The sequence below is a fragment of the Rheinheimera sp. A13L genome (genome assembly GCF_000217935.1).
Lineage (GTDB): Bacteria > Pseudomonadota > Gammaproteobacteria > Enterobacterales > Alteromonadaceae > Pararheinheimera.
In genome coordinates this window covers 74,095-92,281 of the sequence record NZ_AFHI01000006.1, presented here as the reverse complement: position 1 = coordinate 92,281, position 18,187 = coordinate 74,095, and the positions used below count along the sequence as shown (strand labels likewise).

Sequence of the window (18,187 nt, the reverse complement as noted above, 5' to 3'; positions counted from 1 at the left end):
CAAGGCAGGGAAAAAAATGCAAACATCAGAATTGGATAAGCAGAAAACCAGTTGGCACAGCGAGCCAGCAGAGTCGTCGCTTGATGAATTGAACAGCTCCACTTCAGGTTTGGAGCTGCAAGAAGCACAAGCGCGTCTTGAAAAAAATGGGCCTAATCGTTTACCCGAAGCGGAAAAACGCAGTGTAGTGATAAGTTTCCTGCTGCATTTCCACAATATTCTCATTTATGTTTTGCTTGGTTCTGCCTTTATTACCGCAATACTGGGGCATTGGATCGATACCGGGGTTATTCTGGCGGTTGTGGTTGCTAACGCCATTATGGGCTTTATTCAGGAAGGTAAAGCAGAAAAGGCAATGGATGCTATTCGTCAGATGCTTGCGCCTCGTGCCAATGTCATTCGGGGTGGTGAACGTGCCAGTATTGAGGGAGAAAAGCTGGTGCCAGGTGACATAGTGCTGCTGGAGGCTGGCGATAAGGTACCTGCCGATTTACGTTTGCTCAGTGTCCATGGCCTGTCAGTACAGGAAGCTATTCTGACAGGTGAGTCTGTGCCTGTTCAAAAGCAGACAAAAGCAGTGGCAGCAGATGCAGCTCTTGGTGATCGTCTCTGTATGGCATTTTCCGGGACTCTGGTGGTTGCTGGCCAGGGCAAGGGTGTTGTGGTGGCCACAGCGGGAAATACAGAAATAGGACGGATCAGTCACCTTTTATCAGAAGTAGAAACGCTCAGCACTCCTTTGGTTAAACAAATGAGTGTCTTTGCAAAGTGGCTGACTGCGCTGATCCTCTGTATTGCGGCGCTTTTGCTGCTTTATGGTTATTTTGTTGCCAACACTGCCTTCGCGGATTTGTTTATGGCAGTGGTCGGCTTGTCCGTTGCTGCTATTCCAGAAGGTTTACCCGCCATACTTACTATTACTCTGGCCGTTGGCGTGCAAGCTATGGCCAGACGACAGGTGATAGTACGACGACTGCCTGCCATCGAAACACTGGGGGCGGTTTCGGTCATTTGTTCAGATAAAACAGGCACTTTAACCCGCAATGAAATGGTGGTGACTTCGGTCCTGACTTCAGAACACTTGTTTAGCCTGGAAGGTGAAGGTTATGCACCTGAAGGTCTATTGTCGCTGGACGACACTTATGTGTCCCCGTCTGACTATGGGGTATTGGACAAACTGGCCAGGGCCGCCGCACTTTGTAATGATGCTGCATTGCATGAAAAAGAGGGTCAATGGCAGGCAGAAGGCGACCCAATGGAAGGGGCTTTGCTTGCTTTCGCCGGGAAAATGGGCATGGAAGTTCGCAAAGGACAAAAGGACTGGACTCGTACTGATGCCATTCCCTTTGATGCCCGACATCGTTTTATGGCGACTTTAAATCATGATCCTGACCAAAATGCCTTTGTATTTGTCAAAGGTGCGCCTGAACGTATTCTGAGTATGTGTCAGCAGCAAATGGGTAGCGATGGCACAGAGCAAGCTCTTGATAGCGGCTATTGGCAGCAACAAGCTGAAGCTATAGCAGCGAAGGGGCAACGGGTCCTCGCTTTTGCACTGAAGGCAATGCCAGCAGACCATAAAGTGTTGCAGCATCAGGATGTGGAGGGAGCCCTTACTTTGCTGGGCATGGTAGGAATGAGCGACCCGCCGAGACCTGAAGCTATCGCCGCTATAGCAGAGTGCTATGAAGCCGGGATCCGGGTAAAAATGATTACCGGCGACCATGCGAAAACAGCAGCAGCCATTGGTCGTCAAATTGGCCTGCAAAATCCGGACAAAGTGCTGACAGGTGCTGATTTGGATGCGATGGACGATCAGGCGCTCAGCGCCGTTGTTCTTGACTGTGATATTTTCGCCCGTACCAGTCCTGAGCATAAACTACGGCTGGTGACCGCCTTGCAAGCTCAGGATATGACGGTGGCCATGACAGGAGATGGCGTGAATGATGCACCTGCATTAAAACGCGCTGACGCTGGTATTGCCATGGGGCTTAAAGGCTCTGAAGCGGCCAAAGAAGCGGCAGAGCTGGTGCTTGCCGATGACAATTTTACCTCCATTGTTGCTGCTGTCCGTGAAGGACGTACTGTGTATGCCAATCTTAAAAAAGTGATTAGCTGGACACTGCCGACCAATGCAGGTGAAGCCATGGTGATTATTGTGGCTTTGCTTTTAGGTATTGCCTTGCCCATCACTCCGGTACAGATCCTGTGGATCAATCTTATTACCGCCATTACTTTGGGCATTGCATTAGCTTTCGAGCCCACTGAAGACCATACCATGCGCCGGCCGCCCCGTCCGCGCAGTGAGCCCTTGTTAAGCGGTGAACTGATATGGCATATCATTTTTGTCTCATTGCTTTTTTTAGCTGGCGTTTACGGTATTTATTATTTCGCCATAGAAAGAGGTTATTCTGTGGAACTGGCTGGAACTTTAGCGCTTAACACCCTGGTTGCCATGGAGATTTTTCATCTGTTTTTTATCAGAAATATCTACAGCACTTCGTTGACCTGGAAGGCAATACGTGGCACAAAAGTGGTATGGATGGTGGTGATTGCTGTGACAGCAGCGCAGTTTGCCATTACCTATCTGCCAGCACTGCAAACTGTGTTTGCTACAGAGTCGGTTCCCTTTTGGGACGGCGTATTGGTATTTGCCATAGGTGTAGCCTTGTTTGCCATTGTTGAAACTGAAAAGCAAATCCGTTTTGCTATTCGTTCTAAGTTAAATAGTCACTGACAGCTTAGCTATCAGCATTTTGCACTGGAGTTCAGTGCAAAATGCTGCCTTTTAATCTGTTGGTCCAGACGGGTTAAAATGATGAAACTACCTACAAAAATTGAACTGATAAGCTTTTGCGTGTTGCTGAGTATTGGCCTCTTTATGCTTTGGTATTTTCCGGCTCACTCTAACGCTGGCTGGTATGTGATAGTACTGGGGGTTACCTTTGGATTATTTCCCGGGCCGCAACTAAAAGCAAAGTTTGAACCCACTCACGAAAAAACAGCACAACTGCGACAGGATTCCATTGCGGCGCGGGAAAATTCATTCAGTTGGTGGGCGTCGCCATTTCCCTGGGGACTGGCTGTTTTAATGCTGGCCCTGGTGTTTGCCTTCACAGCATAACTATTTTCACCGCATAACTATTTTTAATTCGATAACCGGATACAGGACGCTTCATTTTGATTGGAAGACTGCTCGATAAGTTGGTTTTTGGTGCAGCGTTAATTTTAGCGCTGCAAATGCCTTTGCTGGTCGATCATTATCATCAGTATTTGTCAGGCCTCTACAGTGCCACCAAATGGCAAGTGGATGGCTACGAAGCCACTGCAAAAGCCCATCAGTTTGCTGACGTGAACTCTATGATTGATAACCACCTGAAAAACGCTGAACCCAGTGTCAGAACGGATGCAGAACAAAAACGGCAAACTGTTGAGTTATTGCAGGAGTTAACCAGCGGCATGGATATCTTTGCCCATGGCAATTTGTTAGAGAAGATGATCTTTATGCTGCATCCCGACAGAGTTCATGTGGTGAAAGAAGTGCTACAGAATTTCAAAGTGGGAATACCGCTCAATGCAAGTGGCTTGTTGTTTGGTGTGGTGTTGGCTTTGTTATTAAATATGCTGATTATGTTGCCGTTCAGACTCATGCGCTCAGGTCGTCGTGCAGAGCAGTACTAACAGCGCGTGTAACGTTAAACTTGTCTGGTCACTGCCAATAAATAGACATTGAGAGGAAATGCCATGTCCAGAGAACTGCTGCTGCTTGTAGTGGCTGATGCGATTTTGCTGGTACATGTGCTTTTTGTCTGTTTTGTCGTCTTTGGGCTTTTGGCTATTTATCTGGGGTATTTCCTGAACTGGCTGTGGGTCAGAAACCTGGCCTTCAGGTTGCTGCATTTGTTTGCTATTGGCATAGTGGTCCTGCAATCCTGGTTGGGTGTGATTTGCCCTTTAACCATTTGGGAAATGGCACTTCGAAAAGAAGCCGGAGCTGTGACTTACTCAGGCTCTTTTATTCAGCACTGGTTACATCAGTTGCTGTTTTACACAGCGCCGGAATGGGTATTTATTCTGCTGTACAGCGCTTTTGGCTTATTGGTTTTGGCTAGCTGGTTTGTTGTTCGGCCAAAAGGCCGTAGCGGTAAAGAGTGAGTTTCAGTTCTTTATGCGGCGTTTTATTATTCAAGGAAGATAAGCATGAAATTTGTGATGATTTATGGTGCCTCAGGCGTCGGCAAAGAAAGCGTCGGACGTGAGCTGGCAAAACGAAACGAGTGGCATCTATTTCCTCAGCATCTGGCTTTTGACATTGCTTGTGCTGTTGTGGGCTTTGGTAATACGGGGTTTGAAAAGTACCAACGCAAGATTTGCTTAGACGCATTCAGAACGCTGATTGACAAGAAAGTCGCAGGAATCGTTTTTACCTTCTGTTACGTTTATCCGGCCAGTAATTACTTTATCGAAGGCCTTTTTGAGCTGCTCAATGAGCATCAGATCAAGGCCGACTTTGTCAGATTATCCTGTGATCTGGAAGAACACATTAGTCGGGTGACGTCTGAACAACGGAAAAACACCAATAAAATTCAGTCGAAACTTTATCTTGAGGATTATCTGAACCGATTCGATTTTTCTGTGAATATAGCTGAAGTTGAAACTTTCCATCTCAACAGCACCGGATTAACTATTCAGCAGTCGGCACTCGAAATTGAACATTATCTGGCTAAACAGCAGAAAAAAACGCTCACCTGAACCGCTTTTCAACTATAGAATGTTGCGGTCTTCGAAAGTGGTTTAAACAAGGAAGAGTATGTTTTACACCGCATTTATATCACTGAGTTTCATTATTGCTCTTGTGTCATTTCCAGTATTTAGCCAGTCCTGTGATATTGCCGGCATTTGGAAACACGCGGAAAAAGATGTTTCTCTGGTGCTTGATACCAGCCTGCAAACAATTAAAGTGAAACAGCATTCGTTGAACGCCGGGGCTGAGGGATTAACTGTGGTGAAAAATCTGCTTCCTGACGTCGCACAGCCTAATCTCTGGTCTGGCGATATCTATTCAGCAGATATCAATTCTTTTGTGCCAGTTCAGCTTAAAAGCCCAGACTGTACTACTTTACTGATCACTGAAAATGCTGAAAAGTAAAAAAGAAATTCTGCGTTTGATTCGTCAGTAGTGAGAGCGCAGTGTTCTGGTCGGTTCTTTATCATTGAGTTTGAGTAAGGAGTTAGTTTGAAGTTTATTCTGGTGATTTGTGCACTGTTGTCTTTTTTCCTTTCTGCCGCAGGCAGCAAATTAGTACAAGTGAAAGATGCTGAACTTGAATATGAAATGGCGGGGAGAGGTAAAACCGTTATTTTGCTGGAAGCTGGTGGTGGTGCTGCAATGTCAGACTGGGAACCGGTATTTCAGCGTATGGCAAAGCAGGCCACTGTGATCCGTTACTCCAGGGCTGGCAACGGCAACTCCACCGCTATAAAACGCCATTTTACATCACGTGATTACGCCGATTATGCCAGCGAGCTTCTGCTCAAACTGAATATAACAGCGCCAGTTATACTGGTGTCGCATTCCTATGGTGGCAGTATAGCCCGGGATTTCGCCGCAACTTACCCAGCACAGGTGAAAGCACTCTTGATGCTAGACCCTTCCTCTGAGCATGATGTCGATATTATGCGTGCCATCGATTTGCAGCGAGCGAATCGCGAAATAGCGCAAATCAAGCTGGATGATATGGCCAATGGTATGTCGAACCAGTATCTGGATTTCTGGAGTAAAAGACCGCTGCCGGATTACCCGCAAATCAAAGATATGCCAGTCACAGTTATTGCTTCGGTTAAAACTCATGAAAAGCCAGGCAACCTGTTTTTCACCGAGCAAGCCCGCCAGATGTGGGGCGAGATGTGGCAGCAATGGGCAACAGCATTTCCGCAAGGCAGGGCTGTATTAACCAAAAAAAGCGGTCACTACGTGCAGTTTGATGAGCCGGAATTGGTGCTCAGTGAACTGCAGTTATTGCTGGAGAAATCAGAGTCAGATTAATCACTGGTCAGTTTATTGAACGACAAAGGCTGTAGTGAAAGATGCCATATAGGTGGAGTTTTGGATGAAGAAAAGTTTGTTAGTAAGCTATGGCATTGTTTACCTGGTGCTTATTGCCTTCAGTGTTTATGGCAGCATTTTAGTAGGGCAGTTTTCAGTAGCCAATATGATCAGCACCTTGCTTTCGGTGATCTATTTGCTGGGATTTTTTGGTTATGCACTGGAAAAAAGGATTTGGAATGCGGCCGTCTGGCGTCGGTTCTTTTATTTGGTTTCTATTGCAACCTTAATACAGCTGGTCGCGGCTTTTTGGGCCGACGAGAAACAATCACTGGAGGTCATAGTAGCGACTGTATTGAGTCTGCCAGTCATCTATGCTTTGTATCAATACAGCAAGGCCGATAGTGCTGTCTGGTTGAAAAACAAAGATTATTTAAAAGCAGCTTTGCTTGAGACATTGCTTACCGCTGAGCCTGTTTTGGTTGTCGAAAAGCTGAACGGTACGGACAAAACAACAGTGACCCTATCGAAAGAGTCTGGAGGCTACTCTGTACAAATATCAAGAGCAAACCACGACAAGGAAGAAGCCTTTGCCAACAGCTTTAACAACATTGGTCATCTGGCTGCTTTTGTAGAAAAATATACAGCAGTTACAGTGAACGATTTTGAAGAAAAATACGCTCAGCATGGTATTGAAATTAAATAATATTTTGCGCATTCTGCAAATCAGAGTTTAATTCTCTGTCGGCTGCGCTCTATTGTTATGTTGATACAGATTAATAAAAGGAACTTAGATGAAAAAGGTACTGGTAGCGCTGTTTGGGTTGGTTGCTTTTTATCATGCACATGTTGCTGCGGATGATTTTGACTATGACGCTTTTGTAAAAGCTTATTATCAGGCTCAGGTGGCGACTCAGCAGCCTGATGCGACCAAAGAAGATTTAGAACATTACCTGTCTTTTTTGACTGAAGATGTGGGCAATCAGCATTTTCCAAATGCGCCTGATGATTCGCGTGAGCCTGACGGCAAAGCACTGATGCGTAAGGGCATGACACATTATTTAGGCGGCCATACTGAATACAAGGCTGAACTGATGAGTTATGAAGTTGGCTACAATGCTGTGGTGATTAAACATAAGTTTTCAGCCAGCGGAAAACGTGCCGATGGCTCAGAATTTAGTTACGCTAAAACTGCACTGGATGTGTTGGAGCTTGAAGCTGGCAAGGTATCAGTGATACGCCGCTACAGTAAATAGGATGTGCTGCAGTCACTTTGCAAGCATAACTAATTCATCACAGAAAGCAGCCGAAGACCGCTGTTTTCTGTGGTTTTGAAGCTGCTCTAAAATGGAGATGAGCCTTTGTATACAGAAAAACCACCTCACAATATAGTGCTTGCCAGCCTTTGGTTTGGCTTGTCACTGCTGGTTGCTGCAGCAGCGATAGCTGTTGTGTTTAGTCAAGCCCCTTTTCTGATGCCTGGTTTATTGCTCTTGTCTGTTGTGCTTTTTATGACAGGCAGACAACGAGTGCAGCCTCTGGCTATTGAGCAGCAAAAGTATCATCAGCGGGTTCGTGTTGTCGCTTTGCTTTCAGCTGTGTTTTGTGGTGCTGCAGCTGGTTTAAATAGTGTGTATGCGGCTTTGGTTTAAGTGTTCCGAGGGCGTCAGAGAGATAAATAAATGTGGGCATTGTATTGGCGATATCTGTTTTTAATAATGCTGCTATTGCCCGGCATGGCGTTGTTAAATGACTCATTTGGTTTGGTTGGCAAGCTGGTTAATACGACAACCTTATGGCCAACCGCTTTCTGGGGTATGTTTGGCCTGTTATTTATTCTGGCTTCACTGATGCAAAGCAAAGGCTTAACTTATCTGGTATGGGGACGCAGGCTCAAGCTTCACGCTGCGGCATGGTGCAGCTTTAACCTGATGCTGATAGTGCTCTTTATCGCTCTTGCATTGTTTGGATGGATATTTAGCATAGTTGTCAGTCCGCAAATCTGGTCACTGTATAAATTGTATGGTCAAAGTATTGCGCTACTGCTTTGGCCTCTGTTTGCTGCAAGGCTTACTATGATTCGGACCTCTTCAGTCTGACGGCTTGATCCTGCTTCAGCTGTCCGCGATATATCCGTAACTCTGTCTCATTACTGTGCTATGTTAAGCGCCGTTAGTCATTTCTTCGCCTCTATCCTGCAAGGGCGATCCGTACAGTTCTTATATGATTTTTGTAAGTGAAAAGACCACAAGGTTTTTCAGTTGCATCCTGGCTTAAAACATCTGCTTTTTTCCTTTAACTGCAATGCACTTACCAGTGGTTTTTGACCTGGTGTTTTGTTAAGTGAAGTTTTGAGCTTGGGTGCGATATCGCACAGAAGTTGTTTTGAGCTAAGCAGTATCTTCAGCCGGTTTAACCGGATCCTGATCACCATTCCAATCAGAGGAATTGCATGTCAACAAAACCCAAACCGCATCCGCAGCAAAATCATCTGCTGGCGGCTTTAGCACCTGATGTTCAGGCCCGTTTGTTTCCGCATCTGGAATTGGTGCCGCTGCCACTGCGCTCTTTGATGTACGAATCAGGCCGTACTATGCGCCATGTTTATTTTCCAACGGACGCCATAGTATCGCTACAGTACATTATGGAAAATGGTGCTTCTACAGCCATTCTGGTGGTGGGGAATGAGGGGTTATTAGGCATCTCCTTGTTTATGGGAGGACAGGGCACACCAAGCCGCTCTATAGTGCAAAGTGCCGGCCACGCCTATCGTTTACCCCGGCCTATGGTGAAAGAAGAATTTAACCGGCACGGCCAGTTATTGCTGTTGATGTTGCGATACACCCAGGCCCTGATCACCCAGGTGGCTCAGACAGCAGTATGCAACAGGCACCACTCCATCGATCAGCAACTTTGCCGCTGGCTGTTATTGTCTATGGACCGCTTATCGCACAATCAGTTGACTATGACGCAGGAATTTATTGGCAATATGCTGGGTGTTCGCCGTGAAGGCGTTACTCAGGCAGCATTAAAGCTGCAACAGCTGGGCGTCATTTCTTATTCGCGTGGCCTGATTAAGGTGCTGGACAGAGACAAACTGGAAACCTTGAGTTGTGAATGCTACGGCGTAGTTAAAAAGGAAACTGAATTATTACTGCCTTATCTGCCACAACGACAAGTGATCACTAATGTAGCCGCTATTCCTGTGGTCAAACTGCCAACGGTTTAAGCTGGTTCTGAAGCTGTTGTTTTTATAAAGAGGTAACCATGTCAGCAAAACCGCAAGTGCCCGTGAAAAAGGTGACCGTCAAAAGGGCGACGCTGCATGGTGTACTGAAAAAAAATGAAGAAATTAAAATAGATGTTGGCAGGGCTGCCGGTGAACTGGCGTCGGTGAATGATGTTTTAAAGCAACGGAATGCTTCAATTCAAACCATGAGGATAGCCCTTACTCAAAATGCAGATGCTGAAATCAGAGTGGCAAAAGCGGCAGAGGATTTAAAAAGGGTGAATGTTAAACTTGCCAATGAAATAGCTGTGCGTATAGGTATTGAATCTGAACTTGATAGTATGAAAGCAGACTTAGCCACAGTGCGGGATGATTTATTACAGTCTCAGGTGACAGAACGACAGGCACAACAACTGGCATTAACCGATGCTCTGACCGGCTTAGCGAACCGCGCATCCTATGAGCTGGCTCTGAACCAGGGGCTGGCTCAGGCAAAGCGGCAGGGTTGGGGACTGGCCGTGATGTTTATTGACGTGGATAAGTTTAAACACATTAACGACAGTCACGGTCATGAGATGGGCGACAAAGTATTGTTGATGGTGGCGAACCGGTTACAATCTTTTGTTCGCGAAGGGGATATGGTTAGTCGCTGGGGCGGTGACGAATTTGTTTGTTTGCTGCTTGAAGTAAAAGACAAAAATGATGTGCTGACTCTGGCTAAAAAGTTAGCTGTGCGGGTGGCTGAAGCTGTTACTTTTAACTGTATGACGTTGCACGTAAAAATCAGTATAGGTATTGCGCTCTTTCCGGCTGACGGTGATACAGCTCAGTTGCTGATTAAACACGCAGATACAGCCATGTATCAGGCCAAAGGGTCTGATCGGCAAGTGGTGTTGTTCCGGCATCACAGTGATACAGAACCGGACTAATGAGCTCTGAAAAGCAGCTTTGGATCCAAAAAGATAAAGATGAGTAAGATGAATAATTCAATGATGGACATCAGTTTTCGATTTCGTCAGTTAAACAAAATGCAGGCTCTGACCTTGTGCCGCGAACTGGATTCAGCCTCTTACACTGAACACTCAGCAGATGAAGCCGGTACGGAAATTACAGTCAATGAGAAAAATACAAAGCCACGCAACTATAGTGCTTTGGTCATACTGACACCGGAAAACATCGAAGCCATTACTATGTTTTATGTACGCCAGGGGATAAATCTCAGCCAGTGCGACATTTTAATCAATGCAACATTAACCAACACCACAAGTTTTACTCTGCCAGTGATAGTGAACCAGATGCTGAAACATATTGACTGCCCAATCAGTTTTTCTGTACTGAATTAAACCTCTTTTTATCCATGACTATTATCCGAAATTGGGTTTTCACTCAACGCAAAGGTTCAGGCTGTTCTTTGAAAGTTAAGTCAGTTAGAGTGCGCTTTTCCAGAATGGATGAGGAGCAAGATGACAACTCCGTTATTTTTTGACAGCTCACAGGCCTTTCGATTGTGGCTGGAGTTATACGCTGCTACTGCGACAGAGTTATTGGTAGGTTTTTATAAGGTAACGACGGATAAGCCTTGTATGAGCTGGTCTGAGTCTGTGGATGAAGCTTTATGTTTTGGCTGGATCGATGGCAAGCGCAAGCGTATTGATGAGCAAAGCTACAGCATACGTTTTACGCCCCGTAAAAAGAGCTCTATCTGGAGTCAAATCAATATAGATAAGATTGCAGATCTTCGCGCGCAAGGGCGGATGACAGCTGCAGGGGAGTTAGCCTTCTCTTACAGGACAGAGCAAAAATCTGCAGTGTATTCACATGAGCAAGCTACTGTTGCCAGCTTGTCAGCAGAAGAACTGCAGATTTTTCAGAGCAATGCTGCAGCCTGGTCGTTTTTCGCAAGCACTCCACCTGGTTATCAAAAGGTGCTGCTGCACTGGATCTGTAGCGCTAAAAAAGCCGAAACCCGTTTATCCCGACTGGCTAAATTAATGGAAGCCAGCGAAGCCGGAAAAAAATGCAATAGCGGAATATAGGTTAATAAAAAGCCCCGCGGTTTTCACCAGCGGGGCTTTTTTATGCTTTAGCGGCTAATTAGTTCTTAGCAGCGGCAGCTTTCTTTTCTTTCTCTTTTGCAATCACAGTATCAGCCACGTTTTGTGGACATGGTGAGTAGTGAGAGAATTCCATAGAGAACTGACCACGACCAGAAGTCATAGTACGCAGTGTAGAGATGTAACCGAACATCTCAGACAGTGGTACGTCGCCTTTGATACGTACGCCAGTTACGCCAGCTTCCTGACCAGAGATCATGCCACGACGACGGTTTAAGTCACCGATTACATCACCTACATGATCTTCAGGAGTGAAGACGTCAACTTTCATGATTGGCTCAAGCAGTTGTGCGCCAGCTTTTGGAATTGACTGACGGAAAGCGCCTTTAGCAGCGATTTCGAACGCGATGGCTGAAGAGTCAACTGCGTGGAAACCACCGTCGAATACTTCAACTTCAACGTCTAATACCGGGAAGCCAGCTAAAGTACCAGTGCTCATCATTGAAGCAAAACCTTTCTCGATGGCTGGCATGAATTCTTTTGGAACGCTACCACCAACAGTAGAAGAGATGAACTTGAAGCCAGAGTTTTGCTCGCCCGGACGAATGCGGTAGTCGATTTTACCGTATTGACCTGAACCACCAGATTGCTTCTTGTGCGTGTAGCTGTCTTCAACTTCACGAGTGATAGTTTCGCGGTAAGCAACCTGTGGTTGACCTACTACTAATTCAACACCGTAAGTACGTTTTAAGATGTCTACTTTGATATCTAAGTGCAGTTCACCCATACCTTTGAGGATGGTTTCGCCTGAATCCGGATCAGTTTCAACACGGAAAGTTGGATCTTCTGAAACCATCTTACCGATCGCGATACTCATTTTCTCAACAGAACCTTTGTCTTTTGGAGTTACAGAGATAGAAATTACCGGCTCTGGGAAGATCATTGGTTCTAAAGTACATTCGTGTTTTGGATCACACAGGGTGTGGCCAGTCTGGGTGTTGTTTTTCAGACCTACCAGCGCAATGATGTCACCAGCCTGAGCAGTGGTCAGGTCAGTACGGTCATTCGCGTGCATCTCAACCATACGGCCGATACGTTCTGTTTTACCTGTGAACGAGTTCAGCAGGGTATCACCCTTGTTCAGTACACCAGAGTAAATACGGATAAAGGTCAGGGCGCCGAAACGGTCATCCATGATTTTGAATGCTAAAGCGCGGAACGGCTCATCAGCAGAAACGATAGCGTATTCGCCAGTTGGAGCACCTTCTTCGTCAGTCAGTGGCTGTGGGTTTACTTCAGTTGGTGATGGTAAGTAATCAACAACAGCATCCAGCACTAACTGCATACCTTTGTTTTTAAAGGCTGAACCACAGAAAGTTGGGAAGAAGGCCAGATCACGGGTACCTTTACGGATACAAGCTTTGATCTGTTCAATAGTAGGTTGTTCACCTTCCATATAAGCCATTAACAGGTCATCGTCTTGTTCTACTGCAGTTTCAATCAGTTGCTGACGGTACATTTCAACGTCGTCCAGCATATCAGCAGGGATATCAGTCACAGTGTAGTTTTCTGGCTGGCCAGAGTCATCCCACACGTACGCTTTTTCAGTCAGCAGATCAACAACACCAACAAAAGTATCTTCACGACCGATTGGCAGAACCATGATCAGCGGCTGAGCGCCCAGAACTTTTTTCACCTGTTCTGTAACACGCAGGAAATCAGCACCGATACGGTCCAGCTTGTTTACGAAAATCAGACGAGATACTTTTGCGTCGTTCGCATAACGCCAGTTAGTTTCTGACTGAGGTTCAACACCACCAGAACCACAGAATACACCGATACCACCATCTAATACTTTCAGAGAACGGTACACTTCAACTGTGAAGTCAACGTGGCCTGGTGTATCGATAACGTTGAAACGGTAGCCTTTCCAGTAGCAGCTTACTGCCGCTGACTGGATAGTAATACCACGCTCAGCTTCCTGTTCCATGAAGTCAGTGGTTGATTCACCTTCGTGAACTTCGCCCAGCTTGTGGATTTTACCGGTCAGTTTCAGGATACGCTCGGTAGTAGTGGTTTTGCCGGCATCAACGTGGGCGAAGATACCAATGTTTCTGTATAAGGATAAATCTGCTGACATAGTAATCTCTATAAACTAGGGTTTGAAAATAGTGCGACAATATACAGGAAATTATTCCGATTTGCCCGAAAAAAAATCACCTGTATCTATGAATTTTATGTCCGCGTTTAGCAGGGCTGGCTGAACTTGAATTCGCCCCAGTGTCGCATGCTGTCACTCCAAGGCTCAGAAGCTTAAATGACGCAGGTTACAGCAGTGTTTCTGCGGTGATATTTTTCTGAAAACAAAGCTGAGTGGCGTGCAGAAATCTGGTATTTCAGCAGTGTAGCCTGCCAGATGGGTAACTGATGTGATAAAAATGAGTCAATCTGCAGGCTGATAAAGAGCACAAGAGTGAACGCCTGCACAGCAGGCATTCGAATCAGGGGGGATGCTGCGCCAAAAAATCAGACGAATTGAAGCACGGCTAAGCCAACGAGGCCAGTCATTGCCAAAATGCAATGTTCGATCAATTGCTCTGTTCTTTTCTCTTTTGTGATCTCTGCACCAGGGAAAAACACGTAAATCAGATTGATCAACAACAGCAGTAACAAACCCAGTCGGGCTGTAAATAACAACATATCGGTCAGCACTTATCACTCCACTACTATTTAAGCTGCCTCAGGACAAGCTTTAGTTCACGACTTAGTATACGGCGGCATTAGCCTTGCGGTTTTCAGTTTTTGCCAGCTAAGCAGTAAAACTGCACTGTTAAAAAATCGCGGTAGCATACTGATCTATGCCGCAATGGGCAAGGCGCTGTAGTACTACACTGGTCAGTGAAACAATTTATCTACTCCCTTTAACTGCGACAATATGTCGCATGGGTTGACACTGCCCCTTGTGTAAAACTAACGCCCAGTTAACCTTTTCATGCTAAGGCGTTATTTTTTATGCCATTTCCCCGTCGCATTCTGCTAAGTCTGCTTTGTTCTGCATTTTCTTTTTCAGCTATGGCTGATGATCATTATGGCTGAACTCACTACTCCTGCCCCACAACAGCAGCAGAGAGAACAGCGTGCCGCCGCTGCTCAAAGAGCGGTTTTTTTCTGGCATGGCTGGTCTGCGCTGATGATAGCGCCCGTATTGTTGGTTTTGGTGGTCACCGGCTGTGCTTACTTATTTGACCGTGAATTTGATCAGTGGTGGCAGCAGGATGCCTATCAGGTAAAACCACAAGGTACTGCCGCCACATTAGCGCAGCAGCAAGACTACCTGCGTCAGCAGTATCCGGATTGGAGCATCAACAGAGTGATGTTAGCTCAGGCTCCAACTCAGGCCGTGCGCTGGCAACTTACCGCGCCTGATGCGGTACATCTGATTTATCTGGACCCATACCGTTTAGCAGTGCAGGCTGATATTGACCCCACAACTCAACCAATGGCCATAATGCGGCGTCTGCATGCTGTACTGATAGCTGGCACAACAGGGGCTTATATTGTCGAGTGGATGTCATGCTGGACTTTATTCTTACTGCTGACAGGTGGCTGGCTCTGGTGGCCGAAACACTGGCGGCTTGCCGGGGTTTTAGTGCCAAGAAAACGCGGTGATGGTCGGGTGCACTGGCGTGACTGGCACGCAGTTCTGGCGCTTGTCAGCTCATTCGCTTTGGCATTTTTGGTACTCAGCGGTATGCCATGGTCGACCTTTTGGGGTCAGCAGTTTGCAAAGTTAGGTCGAGACTTTAGTCCAGAGTGGCACTGGGTCACTCCATCGCCAAACTTTCATTTGCCCGACACTGTGAAAAGCAGAGCTGTGGATCCTCATCATGAACATCTGGCGCAGTCTGCAACAGACTCAGCACAAGTGCATGTTACCGGAGGCAATGGATCCTGGGTGACACAGCAGTATCCGGCGCCGCAACCAGCCCATCTTCAACATTCGGAGTTGCACGGATTAACATCTGAACCACAACAGCCGGATATCAGCAAGGCGGAACCTTATCTGACCCGACTGGCGCTGGAAACTTATGGTCCGGGTGTACGGATTTTTTATCCGGCAACAGAAAAAGATGTATTTAAAATCAACTATATACCGGACAAAGCCGAAGGCCAGCAGACACTCTATATAGATCCTGCTAATGGAGAATTGCTGGATGATATTGGCTGGCAACGTTATTCGGCCTTAGCCAAAGTGGTGGAGTGGGGCACTATGACCCATTTAGGGCGGCAATACGGGGTCTGGAATCAGTGGCTGAATTTGCTGTTTTGTTTGCTGGTACTGACGGCTTTAATTGCAGGTTTAACCCTATGGTGGCGACGCAGAAAACCAGGACGCTGGTTACCAGCTTTGCAAAGCTCAGATAATTTACCCTGGGGCTTAAAGCTGAGTTTGCTGCTGTTGGTGATGCTGTTTCCGCTACTGGTATTGTCGTTGTTTGCTTTTGTTCTGCTGAGGTTCTGGCAGAATAGGTCCTGGCTGCACTAAAACGAAAAGGCCAGCATGGAAGCTGGCCTTTGTTTCTGTGAAGAAAACTAGGCTAAGGTTGGATAATCGGTATAACCTAACGGGCCTTTACCGTAAAACAGTTCTTTGCGTGGCTCGTTGAGTGGGGCATCCAGCTCTAAGCGTTTTGGTAAATCCGGGTTGGCAATAAAAGGAATACCAAAGGCTACTGCGTCGGCTTTACCTTCGGCCAGCCACTGATTCGCTTCTGCTTTGCTGAATTTTTCATTCGCAATCACTGGTCCACCAAACAGCTGTTTGATCAGCGGCGTGATGCTGTCGTCAGCTGCATGTTCACGGGTAGAGATAAAAGCTATACCTCTTTTACCCAGCTCTGTGGCGACATAACCAAAAGTGGCTGTGCGATTGGAATCACCCATATCGTGAGCATCCATCCGGGGCGCTAAATGCATGGCGACTCTGTCTTTGCCCCAGACGTCAATACAGGCGTCTGTCACTTCCAGCATCAGACGGGCACGGTTTTCTAAGGAACCACCGTATTCGTCGTCACGTAAATTAGTGCTGTCCTGTAAAAACTGGTCGAGTAAATAACCATTGGCACCATGTATATGCACACCATCAAAACCAGCAGCTTTGGCGTTGATAGCGCCCTGACGATAGGCTTGTACTACCTCTTTAATTTCAGCCAGAGTTAAAGCCCGTGGTTCGTCATAATCTTTCAGCGGACGTACCAGGCTGATATGACCGGCCGGACGCACTGCGCTTGGTGCTACAGGTTGTGCGCCATTTAAGTAAGATGGATCGGAAATACGACCTACATGCCACAGCTGCAGGAAAATACGGCTGCCCGCTTCGTGCACTGCGTCAGTGATCAGCTTCCAGCCTTGCACTTGGGCGTCAGACCAAATACCCGGTGTGTCAGGGTAACCCACACCCATAGCTGTGACTGATGTGGCTTCGGATAAAATTAAACCTGCGCTGCTGCGCTGGGCATAATACTCAGCCATCATGGCATTGGGCACACGGCCTTCGTCGGCGCGACAGCGGGTTAAAGGCGCCATCACAATACGGTTTTTCAGAGTTAAATCACCCAGGGTGAGGGTATCAAATAAAGTTGGCATCTGTAATTCCTTAAAGTTGATCAGTTAACCGCGCCAGAAATTGTTGAATAACCTCTTCATTACGCGAGAAAAAACTCCACTGGCCTATTTTTTTGCTGCTGATAAATCCAGCTCGTTGCAAAGTGGCCAGATGGGCTGAGACTGTGGACTGAGACAAGCCTGTTTTCTGGTCAATTTTACCGGCGCACACCCCAAAACTCAGAGGGTGCTCTTGATCAGCAAAATAGACTTCAGGTTGTTTCAGCCAGTTTAAAATGTCCCGCCGCACAGGGTGGGACAGGGCTTTGATCATCTCGTCGAGTTCTGCAGAGCTCATCGTTTAATCCATATACTTATATCGCGATGTAACGAACTATATATCGCGAGTTTTCGATATGCAATCTTTATTTTGTTCCGGTCGGTACATTTGTAGGCGAAATCATTGAATATGCAGGGAGGCGACGAGTAAACGAGACCCCAGGAGCATAGTCGTCCTATGTGACTGGGGCGAGGAGTGAAGTCAACAAAGCTGCAGGTTCAAGGATGATGTATATATCTGCTGCTATGCTCAGATAGAGCTGATTAATCAAGACTTGTTATGAATGGTTTTTTGTCATCACTGGAACTCAGGTGCAGCAAAAATGCGCTTTATGTGTGTTTTAAAGGTATTCACGAAGACTATCTGACGGCCCGCTATGCCGAAGCTTTGGAGCAGTTTTGCCAAACTATGCAAGGCAAGCCATGGGCTCGTATTGTGGATTTACGCCATTGGTCTGTTACTGCAGCCCAGAGTCAGCAGTTGATGGTGCATTTGCTGCAACAGGATTTAAAACGAGGTTTGACTCTGGAATATGTACTTTGGCCTTCTGATGTCATAGGCCGCTGGCAAATTGAGCAAACCTTAAAAAGCTTAAATGCCGAAAACACCTCTGAAGTTTTTCATCCAACAGATCATGAGGATGAAGCTTTAGCTGCGCTGGAAGCGAATGGATTTTCAATTGACTTCGGGGCTGTAACACGGCATGAGTCACGCTGCTGGCAACTTACGCAAACACAAAAAGACAAAAGCTGAATTTTCAAAACTGGCTTAAATAAACCATTTTGGTTTTACAGCGTATTACGGTTAAATTTAGCTTAAGTTTATGGAAAATAAAGAAATATACTTCTGATCCTTTTGAACATCTGTCCCGTTTGTTATTGCGGGTTTTATGTTCAACAAAAAAGGAAATCAGA

The 18,187-nt window shown here is 46.3% G+C and carries 21 protein-coding genes; 17 read left to right on the top strand and 4 right to left on the bottom strand.

Going from position 1 to position 18,187, the window contains the following annotated elements; genetic code table 11:
* Positions 1–16 precede the first annotated feature (16 nt).
* The 15 genes from RHEIN_RS04425 to RHEIN_RS04355 all read left to right on the top strand — a co-directional run bounded on the left by RHEIN_RS04425 (position 17) and on the right by RHEIN_RS04355 (position 11,311).
* Positions 17–2,737, top strand: a complete 2,721-nt coding sequence (locus RHEIN_RS04425) for a cation-transporting P-type ATPase (RefSeq protein WP_008897774.1) — start codon at positions 17–19, stop codon at positions 2,735–2,737.
* Between the two features lie 81 nt (positions 2,738–2,818).
* Positions 2,819–3,124: a hypothetical protein gene (locus tag RHEIN_RS04420; protein ID WP_040554508.1), complete on the top strand. Its 306-nt coding sequence runs from the start codon at positions 2,819–2,821 to the stop codon at positions 3,122–3,124.
* Between the two features lie 56 nt (positions 3,125–3,180).
* Positions 3,181–3,681, top strand: coding sequence for a DUF2937 family protein (locus RHEIN_RS04415; protein WP_008897773.1), 501 nt, complete (start codon positions 3,181–3,183; stop codon positions 3,679–3,681).
* Positions 3,682–3,744: 63 nt separating this feature from the next.
* On the top strand, positions 3,745–4,155 hold the full coding sequence (locus tag RHEIN_RS04410) for a DUF2784 domain-containing protein (RefSeq protein WP_008897772.1): 411 nt from the start codon (positions 3,745–3,747) through the stop codon (positions 4,153–4,155).
* A 45-nt stretch (positions 4,156–4,200) separates the two neighbouring features.
* On the top strand, positions 4,201–4,752 hold the full coding sequence (locus RHEIN_RS04405) for an AAA family ATPase (RefSeq protein WP_008897771.1): 552 nt from the start codon (positions 4,201–4,203) through the stop codon (positions 4,750–4,752).
* Positions 4,753–4,810: 58 nt separating this feature from the next.
* Positions 4,811–5,149, top strand: a complete 339-nt coding sequence (locus RHEIN_RS04400; protein WP_008897770.1) for a hypothetical protein — start codon at positions 4,811–4,813, stop codon at positions 5,147–5,149.
* An 87-nt stretch (positions 5,150–5,236) separates the two neighbouring features.
* Entirely contained in the window at positions 5,237–6,046 is an 810-nt protein-coding gene (locus RHEIN_RS04395) for an alpha/beta fold hydrolase (RefSeq protein WP_008897769.1), read from the top strand.
* A 64-nt stretch (positions 6,047–6,110) separates the two neighbouring features.
* Positions 6,111–6,752 (top strand): hypothetical protein, encoded by a 642-nt coding sequence (locus tag RHEIN_RS04390; RefSeq protein WP_008897768.1) that lies wholly within the window; start codon positions 6,111–6,113, stop codon positions 6,750–6,752.
* Between the two features lie 88 nt (positions 6,753–6,840).
* A complete protein-coding gene (locus tag RHEIN_RS04385) occupies positions 6,841–7,302 on the top strand; it encodes a hypothetical protein (RefSeq protein ID WP_008897767.1) in 462 nt (153 codons plus the stop codon).
* Positions 7,303–7,407: 105 nt separating this feature from the next.
* Positions 7,408–7,698 carry a hypothetical protein gene (locus RHEIN_RS04380; protein ID WP_008897766.1) on the top strand — a complete coding sequence of 97 codons (291 nt, stop codon included), beginning with the start codon at positions 7,408–7,410 and terminating at the stop codon, positions 7,696–7,698.
* A 30-nt stretch (positions 7,699–7,728) separates the two neighbouring features.
* A complete protein-coding gene (locus RHEIN_RS04375; protein WP_008897765.1) occupies positions 7,729–8,145 on the top strand; it encodes a septation protein IspZ in 417 nt (138 codons plus the stop codon).
* A gap of 353 nt (positions 8,146–8,498) precedes the next feature.
* Positions 8,499–9,275, top strand: a complete 777-nt coding sequence (locus RHEIN_RS04370) for a Crp/Fnr family transcriptional regulator (protein WP_008897764.1) — start codon at positions 8,499–8,501, stop codon at positions 9,273–9,275.
* A 38-nt stretch (positions 9,276–9,313) separates the two neighbouring features.
* Positions 9,314–10,204 carry a GGDEF domain-containing protein gene (locus tag RHEIN_RS04365; protein WP_008897763.1) on the top strand — a complete coding sequence of 297 codons (891 nt, stop codon included), beginning with the start codon at positions 9,314–9,316 and terminating at the stop codon, positions 10,202–10,204.
* Positions 10,205–10,252: 48 nt separating this feature from the next.
* Positions 10,253–10,618 carry a hypothetical protein gene (locus tag RHEIN_RS20290; RefSeq protein ID WP_008897762.1) on the top strand — a complete coding sequence of 122 codons (366 nt, stop codon included), beginning with the start codon at positions 10,253–10,255 and terminating at the stop codon, positions 10,616–10,618.
* 120 nt (positions 10,619–10,738) lie between these two features.
* Positions 10,739–11,311 carry a YdeI/OmpD-associated family protein gene (locus tag RHEIN_RS04355; RefSeq protein ID WP_008897761.1) on the top strand — a complete coding sequence of 191 codons (573 nt, stop codon included), beginning with the start codon at positions 10,739–10,741 and terminating at the stop codon, positions 11,309–11,311.
* Between the two features lie 58 nt (positions 11,312–11,369).
* On the opposite strand, the gene fusA is transcribed toward RHEIN_RS04355, so the two are convergent.
* Complete coding sequence (gene fusA, locus RHEIN_RS04350) at positions 11,370–13,475, bottom strand: elongation factor G (protein ID WP_443216041.1); 2,106 nt, start codon at positions 13,473–13,475, stop codon at positions 11,370–11,372.
* 380 nt (positions 13,476–13,855) lie between these two features.
* Positions 13,856–14,041, bottom strand: coding sequence for a hypothetical protein (locus RHEIN_RS04340; protein WP_008897759.1), 186 nt, complete (start codon positions 14,039–14,041; stop codon positions 13,856–13,858).
* Between the two features lie 376 nt (positions 14,042–14,417).
* Between RHEIN_RS04340 and RHEIN_RS04335 the strand changes: the two genes are divergently transcribed.
* Positions 14,418–15,875, top strand: coding sequence for a PepSY-associated TM helix domain-containing protein (locus tag RHEIN_RS04335; RefSeq protein ID WP_237704332.1), 1,458 nt, complete (start codon positions 14,418–14,420; stop codon positions 15,873–15,875).
* 47 nt (positions 15,876–15,922) lie between these two features.
* Here the strand turns inward: RHEIN_RS04335 and RHEIN_RS04330 are convergent, their stop codons facing one another.
* Entirely contained in the window at positions 15,923–16,975 is a 1,053-nt protein-coding gene (locus RHEIN_RS04330; protein WP_008897757.1) for an alkene reductase, read from the bottom strand.
* Between the two features lie 10 nt (positions 16,976–16,985).
* Entirely contained in the window at positions 16,986–17,291 is a 306-nt protein-coding gene (locus RHEIN_RS04325) for an ArsR/SmtB family transcription factor (protein WP_008897756.1), read from the bottom strand.
* 261 nt (positions 17,292–17,552) lie between these two features.
* Between RHEIN_RS04325 and RHEIN_RS04320 the strand changes: the two genes are divergently transcribed.
* Complete coding sequence (locus RHEIN_RS04320; protein ID WP_008897755.1) at positions 17,553–18,026, top strand: hypothetical protein; 474 nt, start codon at positions 17,553–17,555, stop codon at positions 18,024–18,026.
* The last annotated feature ends 161 nt before the right edge of the window (positions 18,027–18,187 follow it).

Bases quoted from the DNA above. Each gene is read 5' to 3' on its own strand.
- RHEIN_RS04385 (WP_008897767.1), top strand. From the start codon at position 6,841: ATGAAAAAGGTACTGGTAGCGCTGTTTGGGTTGGTTGCTTTTTATCAT.
- RHEIN_RS04320 (WP_008897755.1), top strand. From the start codon at position 17,553: ATGAATGGTTTTTTGTCATCACTGGAACTCAGGTGCAGCAAAAATGCG.
- RHEIN_RS04355 (WP_008897761.1), top strand. From the start codon at position 10,739: ATGACAACTCCGTTATTTTTTGACAGCTCACAGGCCTTTCGATTGTGG.
- RHEIN_RS20290 (WP_008897762.1), top strand. From the start codon at position 10,253: ATGAATAATTCAATGATGGACATCAGTTTTCGATTTCGTCAGTTAAAC.
- RHEIN_RS04365 (WP_008897763.1), top strand. From the start codon at position 9,314: ATGTCAGCAAAACCGCAAGTGCCCGTGAAAAAGGTGACCGTCAAAAGG.
- RHEIN_RS04405 (WP_008897771.1), top strand. From the start codon at position 4,201: ATGAAATTTGTGATGATTTATGGTGCCTCAGGCGTCGGCAAAGAAAGC.
- RHEIN_RS04325 (WP_008897756.1), bottom strand. From the start codon at position 17,291: ATGAGCTCTGCAGAACTCGACGAGATGATCAAAGCCCTGTCCCACCCT.
- RHEIN_RS04330 (WP_008897757.1), bottom strand. From the start codon at position 16,975: ATGCCAACTTTATTTGATACCCTCACCCTGGGTGATTTAACTCTGAAA.
- RHEIN_RS04390 (WP_008897768.1), top strand. From the start codon at position 6,111: ATGAAGAAAAGTTTGTTAGTAAGCTATGGCATTGTTTACCTGGTGCTT.
- RHEIN_RS04420 (WP_040554508.1), top strand. From the start codon at position 2,819: ATGAAACTACCTACAAAAATTGAACTGATAAGCTTTTGCGTGTTGCTG.
- RHEIN_RS04370 (WP_008897764.1), top strand. From the start codon at position 8,499: ATGTCAACAAAACCCAAACCGCATCCGCAGCAAAATCATCTGCTGGCG.
- RHEIN_RS04410 (WP_008897772.1), top strand. From the start codon at position 3,745: ATGTCCAGAGAACTGCTGCTGCTTGTAGTGGCTGATGCGATTTTGCTG.
- RHEIN_RS04335 (WP_237704332.1), top strand. From the start codon at position 14,418: ATGGCTGAACTCACTACTCCTGCCCCACAACAGCAGCAGAGAGAACAG.
- RHEIN_RS04375 (WP_008897765.1), top strand. From the start codon at position 7,729: ATGTGGGCATTGTATTGGCGATATCTGTTTTTAATAATGCTGCTATTG.
- RHEIN_RS04425 (WP_008897774.1), top strand. From the start codon at position 17: ATGCAAACATCAGAATTGGATAAGCAGAAAACCAGTTGGCACAGCGAG.
- RHEIN_RS04400 (WP_008897770.1), top strand. From the start codon at position 4,811: ATGTTTTACACCGCATTTATATCACTGAGTTTCATTATTGCTCTTGTG.